General features: G+C 57.6%; 12 protein-coding genes. 7 read left to right on the top strand and 5 right to left on the bottom strand.

Annotation, left to right across the window (positions count from 1 at the left end):
• Positions 1-6: 6 nt before the first annotated feature.
• On the bottom strand, positions 7-861 hold the full coding sequence (gene ampE / locus ACWPW2_RS02645; protein ID WP_454121546.1) for a beta-lactamase regulator AmpE: 855 nt from the start codon (positions 859-861) through the stop codon (positions 7-9).
• Entirely contained in the window at positions 858-1,421 is a 564-nt protein-coding gene (ampD, locus tag ACWPW2_RS02640; RefSeq protein ID WP_023480445.1) for a 1,6-anhydro-N-acetylmuramyl-L-alanine amidase AmpD, read from the bottom strand. Before ampD ends, ampE begins: the two co-directional genes overlap by 4 nt.
• 129 nt (positions 1,422-1,550) lie before the next feature.
• Between ampD and nadC the strand changes: the two genes are divergently transcribed.
• From nadC to hofC, 4 genes are all read left to right on the top strand, one after another.
• On the top strand, positions 1,551-2,444 hold the full coding sequence (gene nadC / locus ACWPW2_RS02635) for a carboxylating nicotinate-nucleotide diphosphorylase (RefSeq protein WP_270221313.1): 894 nt from the start codon (positions 1,551-1,553) through the stop codon (positions 2,442-2,444).
• A 176-nt stretch (positions 2,445-2,620) separates the two neighbouring features.
• Positions 2,621-3,055 (top strand): prepilin peptidase-dependent pilin, encoded by a 435-nt coding sequence (ppdD, locus tag ACWPW2_RS02630; RefSeq protein ID WP_454121545.1) that lies wholly within the window; start codon positions 2,621-2,623, stop codon positions 3,053-3,055.
• A gap of 9 nt (positions 3,056-3,064) precedes the next feature.
• Positions 3,065-4,459 (top strand): type II secretion system protein GspE, encoded by a 1,395-nt coding sequence (gspE, locus tag ACWPW2_RS02625; RefSeq protein WP_454121544.1) that lies wholly within the window; start codon positions 3,065-3,067, stop codon positions 4,457-4,459.
• Complete coding sequence (hofC, locus tag ACWPW2_RS02620) at positions 4,449-5,651, top strand: protein transport protein HofC (protein ID WP_454121543.1); 1,203 nt, start codon at positions 4,449-4,451, stop codon at positions 5,649-5,651. Before gspE ends, hofC begins: the two co-directional genes overlap by 11 nt.
• 40 nt (positions 5,652-5,691) lie before the next feature.
• On the opposite strand, the gene ACWPW2_RS02615 is transcribed toward hofC, so the two are convergent.
• A complete protein-coding gene (locus ACWPW2_RS02615) occupies positions 5,692-6,735 on the bottom strand; it encodes a GMP reductase (protein ID WP_023480391.1) in 1,044 nt (347 codons plus the stop codon).
• A gap of 319 nt (positions 6,736-7,054) precedes the next feature.
• Here ACWPW2_RS02615 and coaE point away from each other — a divergent pair, with 319 nt between their 5' ends.
• Genes coaE through yacG form a run of 3 tightly spaced genes read left to right on the top strand, consistent with a single transcriptional unit; the run spans position 7,055 to position 8,622 of the window.
• Positions 7,055-7,675, top strand: a complete 621-nt coding sequence (gene coaE / locus ACWPW2_RS02610) for a dephospho-CoA kinase (RefSeq protein ID WP_023480460.1) — start codon at positions 7,055-7,057, stop codon at positions 7,673-7,675.
• Positions 7,675-8,418 (top strand): cell division protein ZapD, encoded by a 744-nt coding sequence (zapD, locus tag ACWPW2_RS02605; RefSeq protein WP_312119231.1) that lies wholly within the window; start codon positions 7,675-7,677, stop codon positions 8,416-8,418. The genes coaE and zapD overlap by 1 nt, the downstream gene beginning before the upstream one ends.
• A 9-nt stretch (positions 8,419-8,427) precedes the next feature.
• A complete protein-coding gene (gene yacG, locus ACWPW2_RS02600) occupies positions 8,428-8,622 on the top strand; it encodes a DNA gyrase inhibitor YacG (RefSeq protein WP_023480199.1) in 195 nt (64 codons plus the stop codon).
• Between the two features lie 25 nt (positions 8,623-8,647).
• On the opposite strand, the gene mutT is transcribed toward yacG, so the two are convergent.
• Positions 8,648-9,049, bottom strand: a complete 402-nt coding sequence (gene mutT, locus ACWPW2_RS02595; protein ID WP_270221309.1) for an 8-oxo-dGTP diphosphatase MutT — start codon at positions 9,047-9,049, stop codon at positions 8,648-8,650.
• 59 nt (positions 9,050-9,108) lie between these two features.
• Positions 9,109-11,814, bottom strand: a complete 2,706-nt coding sequence (gene secA / locus ACWPW2_RS02590) for a preprotein translocase subunit SecA (RefSeq protein ID WP_034813344.1) — start codon at positions 11,812-11,814, stop codon at positions 9,109-9,111.
• Between the last annotated feature and the right edge of the window lie 17 nt (positions 11,815-11,831).

Here is an 11,831-nt window from a genome sequence, read left to right as displayed (position 1 = left end):
ACGCGGTTACATCAGCGTGCCGTAAATCGTCAGTACCGCCACCACCACGACCACGGCAAACGAGGTCTTCTTCGCCATCGACACCGCCGCTTTCGGCGTGGCGACCTTATCATGATGCGACTCGCGCGCCAGCGAGAACTGCGCCAGCCGCGTTAACACATGATATTGCGAGGTATGGGTATCGCCGAGCGAGGCAAACCAGGCCGGCAGCGCTTTCTCACCATGGCCGATCAGCGCATAGACCACGCCCGCAAGGCGCACCGGTATCCAGTCCAGCAGATGTAAAATCGCGTCGATGCCCGATTGCTGCCGCTCGGTCGGCGTCTGAAAGCGCGCCAGCCAGTATTGCCATGCGCGCAAAAAGGCGTATCCGACCAGCAATACCGGCCCCCAGGGGCCACCCACCACAAACCAGAACAGCGGCGCGAGGTAGAAGCGGAAGTTGATCCACAGCAGCGCATTCTGCAATTCGCGCAGGAACTCTCGCTCGTCGCATCCGGGCGGCACACCGTGAATCAACGTCAGCTCGCTGGCCATCGCCATATGGGCGCGGCTGTCGTTGCGCGCCGCCGCTTTCAGATAGGCGTGGTAGTGCAACCGCACTTTGCCCGCGCCGATGCACAGCAGGCCAATCAGGATCCACACCACCAGCAGCGGGACGTTGAAAAACATCCCCAGCAGCGCGCGCAGAATCAGGAAGGTCACCAGCATGGCTAACGCCGTCATTAACAGCGTTCTCAGCATCGAATAGCGCTTGATGCGCCGGAACAGCACCTCCAGCCGGTGGTCCAGCTGCCAGTGCTCTCCCAGTTTAAACAGCCGCTCCGCTGCCAGTACCAGCAGCATGGTGAATAACGTCATGGCATCTCCTTTTCTGACAACGCGGCGACCAGGGCGCGAAATTTGGCCCAGTCAAACGCAGGGCCGGGGTCGGTCTTACGTTCAGGCGCGATATCGCTATGTCCGGTCATATTGTCGGCAATCGCCGGGTAAAGCTCAATCACCGTTCGTGTCACCGCCGCCAGCTGGCGGTACTGCGCGTCGGTATACGCCAGGTCGTCCGTTCCCTCAAGCTCAATACCGATTGAGAAATCGTTACAGCGCTCGCGCCCCTGATAAGAGGAGACGCCCGCATGCCAGGCGCGCTTATCGAAAGGCACATATTGCACTATTTCTCCGTCGCGGCGAATCAGACAGTGCGCAGAAACGCGAAGATGAGCAATGCCGGCAAAATAGGGATCGGCGCTGGGGTCCAGCGTGCCGGTAAAGAGCGCGTCAATCCACGGGCCGCCAAACTCGCCTGGAGGCAGGCTGATATTATGTACCACCAACAGTGATGGCGACTCATCGTCCGGGCGGCAATCATAATGCGGAGAGGGCACATGCCGCGCCTCCACCAGCCAACCCTTGCGTAACTGCATAAGGAACTCCTTATAGAGGATGGTGCTGAAACACGCTTCAGAGTAGCATGCTTAGGCCGCCTCCCATAATGCCGGAGCTGCACAACCAAACGCTAACTTTGTGATTCGTTACACTTTTTGGAGCCTATCATGCCGCCTCGCCGCTACAACCCCGACCTTCGCCGTGACGCGTTGCTAAAACGCATCGAACTGGATATTCCTGCCGCCGTCGCACTGGCGCTGCGCGAAGATCTGGGTGGAGAAGTCGATGCGAATAACGACATTACCGCGCAATTATTACCGCCAGAGAATCGCTCCCATGCGGTAGTGATCACCCGTGAAGAGGGGGTGTTCTGCGGTAAACGCTGGGTTGAAGAGGTGTTTATACAGCTGGCGGGCGACGACGTGACGCTCACCTGGCACGTTGCGGATGGCGACACGGTGCACGCCGATCAGCCGCTGTTTGAGCTGGATGGCCCTTCGCGCGTGCTGCTCACCGGTGAACGTACGGCGCTCAACTTCGTGCAGACGCTCTCCGGCGTCGCCAGCGCGGTGCGCAACTATGTTGCCCTGCTGGAGGGCACCAAAACACAACTGCTTGATACGCGCAAAACCCTGCCCGGCCTGCGCACGGCGCTGAAATATGCGGTGCTCTGCGGCGGTGGCGCGAATCATCGTCTCGGGCTTTCCGATGCGTTTCTGATCAAAGAGAACCACATTATCGCCGCAGGCTCAGTGCGCAACGCGGTAGAGAAAGCCTTCTGGCTGCACCCCGATGTGCCGGTTGAGGTTGAAGTCGAGACGCTGGAAGAGTTCGATGATGCGCTGAAGGCGGGTGCCGATATCATCATGCTGGATAACTTCGCACCCGAGCAGATGCGCGAAGCGGTAAAACGGGCCAACGGTCAGGCAAAACTGGAAGTCTCCGGCAATGTTACCGAACAGACGCTGCGCGAATTTGCGCAAACCGGCGTCGATTACATCTCTGTCGGCGCACTGACAAAACACGTCCGCGCCCTCGATCTCTCGATGCGTTTTCGCTGATCCGCCGCCACTCTTACGGGCCGCTGGCCCGTTTTTTGCGGCTTATCTCGCAACAACACTGTCCTGTTATGCAACAGCAGTAAAAACGCCGGAAGCCACTTTCCGGGCTGCTCTTTTGCCGCTCGCACCGCTTTTCACCCCCTGACACAGTAACGGCTCTGCATAAGGAGCCGTCTATGAACAGACAACACGGATTTACCCTCATTGAGCTGATGGTGGTGATTGGCATTGTCGCCATTCTGAGCGCCATCGGCATTCCCGCCTATCAAAACTACCTGCGCAAAGCGGCGCTAACGGACATGCTGCAAACCTTTGTCCCCTACCGCACCGCCGTCGAGCTCTGCGCGCTGGAGCGCGGCGGCGTCGATAGCTGCGACGCCAGCAGTAATGGCATCCCCTCTCCAACGACGACGCGTTATGTCGCCGCGCTCAGCGTTGCCAAAGGCGTGGTCTCGCTCACCGGCCAGGAGAGTCTTAACGGTTTAAGCGTGGTGATGACACCGCAATGGAGCAGCGCAAATGGCATTCAGGGATGGACGCGCAGCTGTAATACCGAGGCAGACGGTGCGCTGCAGCAGGCGTGCGAAGACGTTTTCCGTACCGGTCGATAAGGATATCTGATGAAAGAGAACAAACTCGAGGCGCTGTGCCGCCGCCATAACGCGGCATTACTGAGCAAAGATGATGAAGCGCTGGTTATCGCGGTTGTAGGCAGCCCGAGCATGGAGCTAATGGAGTCACTCAGTTTCGTTGCCCAGCAGCGTGTTGATATCCGCTGCTGGACGCAGGATGAAATGGAAAAGCATCAACAGCTCGCCGCGCAGTCACTACCTGCGGCAAGTGCCGCACTCACCGAGGAGAGCGGCTCGGCGGTTGAGATCATCAACCATACGCTGCAACAAGCGCTGATGCTGCGCGCATCGGATATCCATTTCGAGCCGGGCGAGATGCACTACGCGATCCGCCTGCGGGTGGATGGCGTGCTCCATCCGCTGTCGCCCCTGCCCTGCACCCTCTCCGATACCCTGACCGCCCGGTTAAAAGTAATGGGCAATCTGGATATCGCCGAGCGGCGACTGCCGCAGGATGGGCAGTTTACCGTCACCCTCGCCGATCAGCCGGTATCGTTTCGTATTGCTACACTGCCCTGCCGTCACGGCGAGAAAGTGGTGCTGCGGCTGCTGCACCAGGTAAACCAGGCGCTGGCGCTGCCCGCGCTCGGCATGACTGACGCGCAGCTGGCACAGTTCAACGCCGCGCTGGCGCAGCCGCAAGGTTTACTGCTGGTAACCGGTCCCACGGGCAGCGGAAAAACCGTCACGCTCTACAGCGCATTGCAGGCGCGTAATAAGCCGGAGGTTAATCTTTGTAGCGTGGAAGATCCGGTCGAGATCCCGCTGGCGGGTCTGAATCAAACCCAGATAGCTCCACGCGCCGGGCTCACTTTTCAGAGTGTGCTGCGCGCCCTGCTACGCCAGGATCCCGACGTCATTATGGTCGGCGAGATCCGCGATGGTGAAACCGCCGAGATTGCCATCAAGGCTGCGCAGACGGGTCACCTGGTGCTGTCGACGCTGCATACTAACTCCACCAGCGAAACATTGGTGCGGATTGAACAGATGGGGGTGGCCCGCTGGATGATCTCTTCGGCGTTATCGCTGGTGGTTGCCCAGCGGCTGGTGCGTAAGCTCTGCCCCCACTGCCGCAAGCTGGCGACAGAGAGCATTCATCTGCCTGCTAACGTCTGGTCACGCCCGCTGCCACGCTGGCGCGCTCAGGGGTGTGAAGCCTGTTATCACGGTTTCTACGGCCGGGTGGCGCTGTTTGAGATCCTCAACATCACACCGCCGATACGCCAGGCGATTGCCAGCGGCATGAGCGTGAACGAGATTGAGCAGTGTGCGCGTGAAGAGGGCATGACAACGCTCTTTCACCATGGTTGCCAGGCGGTTGAACAGGGGCTGACGACCTTTGAGGAGCTGGTGCGGATACTGGGTTACCCGCATGGCGAGTAGGCAACTCTGGCAATGGTCGGGGCTGGATGATAGCGGTGAACTGCAAGCGGGGCTGCTCTGGAGTGAAAGCCGCGCGGCGGCGGCATTGTGCCTGCTACAGCAACAATGTCATCCGCTGACGCTGAAACGTCGACCGGTGCGCGCGCGTTTGTGGAGCCCCGAGCAGAGTACGCCGCTACTCAACCAGCTTGCCACCCTGCTTAAGGCCGGGCTGACACTGCCGGAAGGGCTACAGCTGATGGCGGAGCAGCATCCGGCCAGACAGTGGCAGGCGCTGCTGCGCAGCCTGTCAGCGGCACTCGAAGAAGGGGAAACCTTCTCTGCGGCGCTGCGTCAGTGGCCGGAGGTCTTTCCGCCCCTCTGGCAGGCGATGATCCGCACCGGAGAACTGACCGGCAAGCTGGACGAGTGCTGCTTCAGGCTCGCTGCGCAGCAAAAAGCGCAGCATGAACTGAAGCTGAAGGTGAAAAAAGCGCTGCGCTACCCGCTGATTATTCTGTCGCTAACCGCGGCGGTGGTGCTGGCAATGATCTATCTGGTGCTGCCGGAGTTCGCCGCCATCTACCAGACCTTCAATACGCCGCTGCCGGCATTAACGCGTGGGGTGATTGCGGGTGCCGGCATAGTGAAACAGTGCGCGCTGCCTTTAATGCTGGTTAGCATGCTGGCAGGCGCGCTGCTACTGCGGCTACGTAATAACGATAACTGGCTTCGTGCCTGTCAGCGGTTGCTGCTTGCCAGCCCGGTCATCGGGTCGCTGGTGCGCGGGCAGCGCCTGAGCCAGATCTTTACCGTCTTGTCGCTCACCCAGCGTGCCGGTATCGCCTTTTTACAGGGGCTGGAGAGCGTGGCCGAAACGGTGGTCTGCCCCTACTGGCGGGATCTGTTAGTGCGCGCGCAGCAGGAGATAACCGAAGGCGCGCCGATATTTGCCGCGTTAAAAGCGAGCGGTGAGTTTCCACCGCTTTGCATACAGCTGGTGCGAACCGGCGAACTGTCAGGCGCGCTCGACAGCATGCTGGATAATCTGGCGCAGTATCACAGTGAACAGACGCAGCGTCAGGCCGACGGGCTGGCGGCGGTGCTGGAGCCGTTGATGCTGGTGGTGACAGGGATAATCATTGGTGTACTGGTGGTGGCGATGTACCTGCCCATCTTTCATCTTGGCGATGCGATGGGCGGTACAGGCTGATGGCGGTACAACGCGTTACACCGCGTTTACCGCAAGCCAGTTACAGGCTGTTGAAAACGCGGTTTTCCTGCTCCTGAACGCGAATAAAGGTGGTGCGTTTGGTCAGCTCTTTCAGACGCGAGGCGCCGACGTAAGTGCAGGCGGAACGTAAACCACCGAGGATATCGCGAGCGGTGTTCTCAACCGGGCCACGCAGAGGAAGCTTAACGGTTTTGCCTTCAGCGGCGCGGTAGCCTGCCACACCACCAACGTGACGGTTCATCGCGGACTCAGAACTCATGCCGTAGAAGAGCATAAACTTCTCGCCGTTCTCTTCCATCAGCGTGCCGCCGCTCTCTTCATGGCCTGCCAGCATACCGCCGAGCATCACGAAGTCTGCGCCGCCGCCAAACGCTTTGGCAACATCGCCCGGCACAGTGCAACCGCCGTCGCTGACGATCTGGCCGCCGAGGCCGTGCGCCGCATCGGCACACTCAATAACCGCCGAGAGCTGCGGGTAACCGACGCCGGTTTTCACGCGCGTCGTGCAGACAGAGCCAGGGCCAATGCCCACTTTGACGATATCGGCGCCGGAGAGGATCAGCTCTTCGCACATTTCGCCGGTTACGACGTTGCCCGCGCAGATGGTTTTGTCCGGCCAGGCTTCACGGGCCTTAGCCAAAAACTGCACGAAGTGTTCGGAGTAGCCGTTAGCAACGTCAATGCAGACGAAATTGAGTGACGGATGCAGCGCGAGGATCTGTTTGGTTTTTTCGAAATCGGCATCGGATGTGCCGGTTGAAACCATCACATGGCGCAGCACAGAGTCGGCCTGCGCCTGCACAAATGCTCGCCACTCTTCAACGGAGTAGTGCTTGTGGACGGCAGTCAGGATATCGAACGAGGCCAGCGCTTTCGCCATGGCGAATGTCCCTACGGTATCCATATTGGCAGCGATAACCGGTACGCCGGACCAGCGCATTCCTGAGTGCTTGAAAGTGAATTCGCGTTCCAGTTCAACATCGGAACGGCTTTTGAGAGTGGAACGTTTAGGGCGGATAAGAACGTCTTTGAAACCTAACTTCAAATCTTCTTCGATACGCATGTAGGGATTCCTGGGGTTAATGGCGCTAAGACAAACTCACAACTCCAGTGACGCTATCATACGCACTAATAAGGACCGCGCAAGACTGCGAAAATCTCTTTTTTTACGCTACAATCCTATAAATTTACCTGGTGAATATGCCAGTTTCAGTTAATTGATTTCTTTATTGTCTGATTGATTTTCAACTTACTGATTCCTATAAATAAAAAAAGAGTGGCTTTGCTTTTTTTCACGCTAAGTCTGCTGCGGTTTCGTTGTGATGAGTGGCGAAAATAACAGCAGAGAATGAGTCTGGCAGCCCCTTACAGGATTAAGCGTTATGAAGTATAAGGTCGCGTTAACGGGCGGTATTGGCAGCGGTAAAAGTACCGTGGCGGACGCGTTCGCCAAACAGGGCGTTAACGTTATCGATGCGGACGTGATTGCCCGCCAGGTCGTGGAGCCTGGCACCCCTGCGCTACGCGCTATTGCCGAAAAGTTCGGCGATGAAATGATCCTCGCGGACGGCTCACTCAATCGTCGCTTACTCCGCGAACATATTTTTGCCTCTGACGTTGATAAGCGCTGGCTCAACGGCTTGCTGCACCCGCTTATTCAGCAAGAGACCGAGCGTCAGATGGCCCGGGCGACATCACCGTATGTGCTGTGGGTCGTTCCACTGCTGGTGGAGAACCAGCTTTACCACAAAGCCGATCGGGTATTAGTCATTGACGTTCCGGTTGAGACGCAAATTTTACGCACCATGCGCCGTGACGGCGTGACCCGCGAACATGCTGAACAGATCCTCGCCGCGCAGGCTACGCGCGATGCGCGGCTTGCGGTCGCGGATGATGTCATTGACAATAATGGCGCACCAGATGCAATCGCATCGGATGTTGCCCGCCTGCATGCGCACTATCTCGCTCTCGCCGCGCAGGCCGTATCACAGGAAAAACCGTAATGCACACCCACATCCTTTTTGAACATCCGCTGAATGAAAAAATGCGCACCTGGCTGCGTGTCGAGTTCTTACTGCAACAACTCTCCGTCCATTTGCCCGTCAGCGACCACGCTGGCGCGCTGCACTTCTTCCGTAATGTGGGCGATCTGCTGGATGTGTTCGAGCGCGGTGATACCCGTACTGAATTGTTGAAAGAGCTGGAGCGCCAGCAACGTAAACTGCAAGCCTGGAGCGAAGTGCCGGGCGTCGATCCCAACCGTATTGAAGAGATCCGCCAACAGCTGAAAGGGAGCGGTGCCGTGCTGATGAATGCGCCGCGTATTGGTCAGATGTTACGTGAAGATCGGTTGATAGCATTGGTACGCCAGCGCTTAAGCATTCCCGGCGGCTGCTGTAGCTTCGATCTGCCGACGCTGCATATGTGGTTACACTTACCGCAGGAGCAGCGCGATGCGCAGGTCAACTACTGGCTGGAGAGCCTGGAACCGCTGCGCGCTACCCTGACATTAATCCTCGATCTGATCCGCAACGCCGCCCCGTATCGTCGCCAGACCAGCCTGAACGGTTTCTACCAGGATAACGGTGATGATGCCGATCTGCTGCGTCTGCAACTGCCGCTCGAGGCGCGGCTTTACCCGCAAATCTCCGGCCATAAAAGCCGCTTTGCCATTCGTTTTATGCCCCTCGACAGCGAACACGGCACGGTGCCGGAGCGGCTCGATTTTGAATTAGCCTGCTGTTAAGGAACCCTGATGACTGATAAGACAATTGTGAATTGCCCGACCTGCGGCAAACCTGTGGTATGGGGCGAAGCCAGCCCGTATCGCCCTTTTTGCTGTAAACGCTGCCAGCTGATTGACCTCGGCGAATGGGCTGCGGAAGAGAAACGCATCCCAAGCTCGGGCGATCTCTCTGACAGCGATGAGTGGAGCGAAGAGCAACAGTAATCCCGGGCTGCCCGCTGGCTGAAGGTCAGCGGGTCTTGCTCAGCGCAATCAGTTTTGTAATGACCGGTTCGTTAGCCGGGGGAAAATCTTCCGCTTTCAGCGCGCTCTGCGCAATCCACTCGCCCGGCTGCCCCTCTTTCCCCCACGGTTCGCCCTGCCATTTATCCACCAGCCAGAACCAGAGCGTGATATGGCGGTCGGGAAATTCATACTCCAGCTTATCGAACAGCGTGGCGCTTTGCGTGGTGATGCCCACCTCTTCCTGAAGCTCACGGATCATCGCCTGCTCAGGTGTTTCACCCGCTTCGATTTTGCCGCCGGGAAACTCGCGCATGTTTGCCATATGCGCATCGGCCGCGCGCCGGGTAATAAAGATTTCGCCCTGCGGATTACGAATAATGCCGACGGCGATATTGAGTATCTTCATGTTGCTGACTCCATAAAAAAGGCGCAGATCTCTGCGCCTTTTCATCTGTTAATTAGCCGTTATGCGAGACGGCCATGGCACTGTTTATATTTCTTACCGGAACCGCACGGGCAAGGATCGTTCCGGCCGACTTTGCGCTCGCCAGATTGATCGGCAAGTGCAGCGGCAGCCGCAGCTTCATCATCCTGATGGCTCAACTGCTGCATCTGTGCCAGACGCTCCGCCTCTTCGCGGCGCTGCTGCTCCATCGCTTCCACCTCTTCCGGCATGCGCACTTGTACCTTGCTCAGGGTGCTGATCACTTCATACTTCAGTGATTCCAGCATCGCGGCAAACATGGCGAAGGATTCACGCTTGTACTCCTGCTTCGGATCTTTTTGCGCGTAGCCGCGCAGATGGATCCCCTGACGCAGATAATCCATCGCCGCCAGGTGCTCTTTCCACAGGGAGTCGAGGGTTTGCAGCATGACGCCTTTCTCGAAGTGACGCATCATCTCCGCGCCAACCACTTCCTCTTTACGCTGGTAGGTCTCTACCGCGCTCTGCAGAATACGCTCACGCAGCGTCTCTTCATGCAGGTTCGGCTCTTTATCCAGCCACTCTGCGATCGGCAGGTCGAGGTCGAAATCATTTTTCAGACGCTCCTGCAGGCCCGGAATATCCCACATCTCTTCCAGAGACTGCGGCGGAATGTGCCCGTCGATGGTCGCTTTGAAGACATCTTCACGAATGCTGTTGATGGTTTCGCTTACGTCGGTCACATCCAGCAGTTCGTTACGCTGAGTGTAGATTGCGCGACGCTGATCGTTCGCCACATCATCATATTCCAGCAGTTGCTTACGGATATCGAAGTTGCGGCTTTCCACTTTACGCTGCGCGTTGGCAATCGCTTTTGTCACCCATGGGTGCTCAATCGCTTCGCCCGGCTTCATACCAAGCTTACGCATCATGCCGGAAACGCGATCGGAGGCGAAAATACGCATCAGCGCATCTTCCATCGAGAGGTAGAAACGGGAAGAGCCCGCATCGCCCTGACGACCGGAACGGCCACGCAGCTGGTTATCGATACGGCGCGATTCATGGCGCTCGGTACCGATGATGTGCAGACCGCCCGACGCCAGCACCGCGTCATGGCGTTTCTGCCACTCGGCTTTCAGCTCTGCAACCTGTTCAGGCGTCGGATCGACAAGCTCGGCCAGTTCAGACTGCCAGCTGCCGCCCAGCACGATATCGGTACCACGGCCCGCCATGTTGGTGGCGATAGTGACCGCGCCCGGATAACCGGCCTGCGCCACGATATCTGCTTCTTTGGCGTGGAACTTGGCGTTCAGAACGTTATGTTTGATGCCCGCTTTGGTTAACTCATTCGATACCACTTCTGATTTTTCAATCGAGATGGTACCGACCAGCACCGGCTGACCGTTGGCGGTACGCTCTTTGATATCTTCGATGATCGCCTGGATTTTTTCCGCTTCGGTCATATAGACCAGATCCGCCATATCTTTACGGATCATCGGGCGGTTAGTCGGCACAACCACGGTATCGAGTTTGTAAATGGAGCTGAATTCGAACGCTTCGGTATCTGCAGTACCGGTCATACCGGCCAGTTTTTCATACAGACGGAAGTAGTTCTGGAAGGTGATGGAAGCCAGCGTCTGGTTTTCGTTCTGGATCTCAACGCCTTCTTTGGCTTCAACGGCCTGGTGCAGGCCATCGGACCAGCGGCGGCCCTGCATCGTACGACCGGTGTGCTCATCAACAATGATCACTTCGCCATCTTTTACGATGTAATCAACATCGCGGGTAAAGAGCACATGGGCGCGCAGCGCGGCGGTAACGTGATGCATCAGCATGATGTTGGTCGGGGAGTAAAGCGACTCACCCTCCTCCATGATGCCCTCTTTCACCAGCAGCTCTTCAATCAGTACCAGACCGCGCTCGGTCAGGGTAACCTGACGCGCTTTCTCGTCGACAGAGAAATGGCCTTCGCCCTGGAAGGTGTCAGAGTCCTCTTTCTCCTGGCGCACCAGGTGAGGAATGATTTTGTTCACTTTTTTGTAGAGGTCGGAGCTATCTTCCGCCGGACCGGAGATGATAAGCGGCGTACGCGCTTCATCGATCAGGATGGAGTCCACCTCATCCACCAGCGCATAGTGCAGCTTACGCTGAACGCGCTCTTCCGGGCTGAACGCCATGTTGTCGCGCAGGTAGTCGAAGCCATATTCGTTGTTGGTGCCATAGGTGATATCCGCGGCATAAGCTTCGCGTTTCGCGACAGATGGCATGCCAGGCAGGTTGATACCGACGGTCAGGCCGAGGAACTCGAACAGCGGACGGTTGTTTTCGGCGTCACGCTGCGCCAGATAGTCGTTGACGGTCACCACGTGCACGCCTTTGCCGCTCAGCGCGTTGAGGTAGGCCGGCAGGGTTGCGGTCAGGGTTTTACCTTCACCGGTGCGCATCTCGGCGATGCAGCGATCGTTCAGCACCATGCCGCCTAGCAGCTGCACATCAAAGTGGCGCATGCCGAAGACGCGTTTACTGGCTTCGCGTACTACCGCGAAAGCTTCCGGCAACAAAGAGTCAACGCTTTCGCCCTTCTCAAGACGCGCACGGAACTCTACCGTCTTGCCTTTCAGCTCGTCATCGCTGAGCTTCTCAAGAGCCGGTTCCATGGCATTGATCTGGTTGACGGTTTTACGCATACGACGCAGCGTACGATCGTTGCGGCTACCGAATACTTTTGTTAACAAATTTAGCATGATAAAAAATCTCTGATACT

The sequence above is a fragment of the Kosakonia sp. Marseille-Q7440 genome (assembly GCF_965119485.1).
This window is presented reverse-complemented; position numbering and strand designations above follow the sequence as displayed.

Coding starts and splice junctions, on each gene's coding strand:
- zapD (WP_312119231.1), top strand. CDS start 7,675: ATGCACACCCACATCCTTTTTGAACATCCGCTGAATGAAAAAATGCGC.
- gspE (WP_454121544.1), top strand. CDS start 3,065: ATGAAAGAGAACAAACTCGAGGCGCTGTGCCGCCGCCATAACGCGGCA.
- ampD (WP_023480445.1), bottom strand. CDS start 1,421: ATGCAGTTACGCAAGGGTTGGCTGGTGGAGGCGCGGCATGTGCCCTCT.
- nadC (WP_270221313.1), top strand. CDS start 1,551: ATGCCGCCTCGCCGCTACAACCCCGACCTTCGCCGTGACGCGTTGCTA.
- yacG (WP_023480199.1), top strand. CDS start 8,428: ATGACTGATAAGACAATTGTGAATTGCCCGACCTGCGGCAAACCTGTG.
- coaE (WP_023480460.1), top strand. CDS start 7,055: ATGAAGTATAAGGTCGCGTTAACGGGCGGTATTGGCAGCGGTAAAAGT.
- ACWPW2_RS02615 (WP_023480391.1), bottom strand. CDS start 6,735: ATGCGTATCGAAGAAGATTTGAAGTTAGGTTTCAAAGACGTTCTTATC.
- ampE (WP_454121546.1), bottom strand. CDS start 861: ATGACGTTATTCACCATGCTGCTGGTACTGGCAGCGGAGCGGCTGTTT.
- ppdD (WP_454121545.1), top strand. CDS start 2,621: ATGAACAGACAACACGGATTTACCCTCATTGAGCTGATGGTGGTGATT.
- hofC (WP_454121543.1), top strand. CDS start 4,449: ATGGCGAGTAGGCAACTCTGGCAATGGTCGGGGCTGGATGATAGCGGT.
- mutT (WP_270221309.1), bottom strand. CDS start 9,049: ATGAAGATACTCAATATCGCCGTCGGCATTATTCGTAATCCGCAGGGC.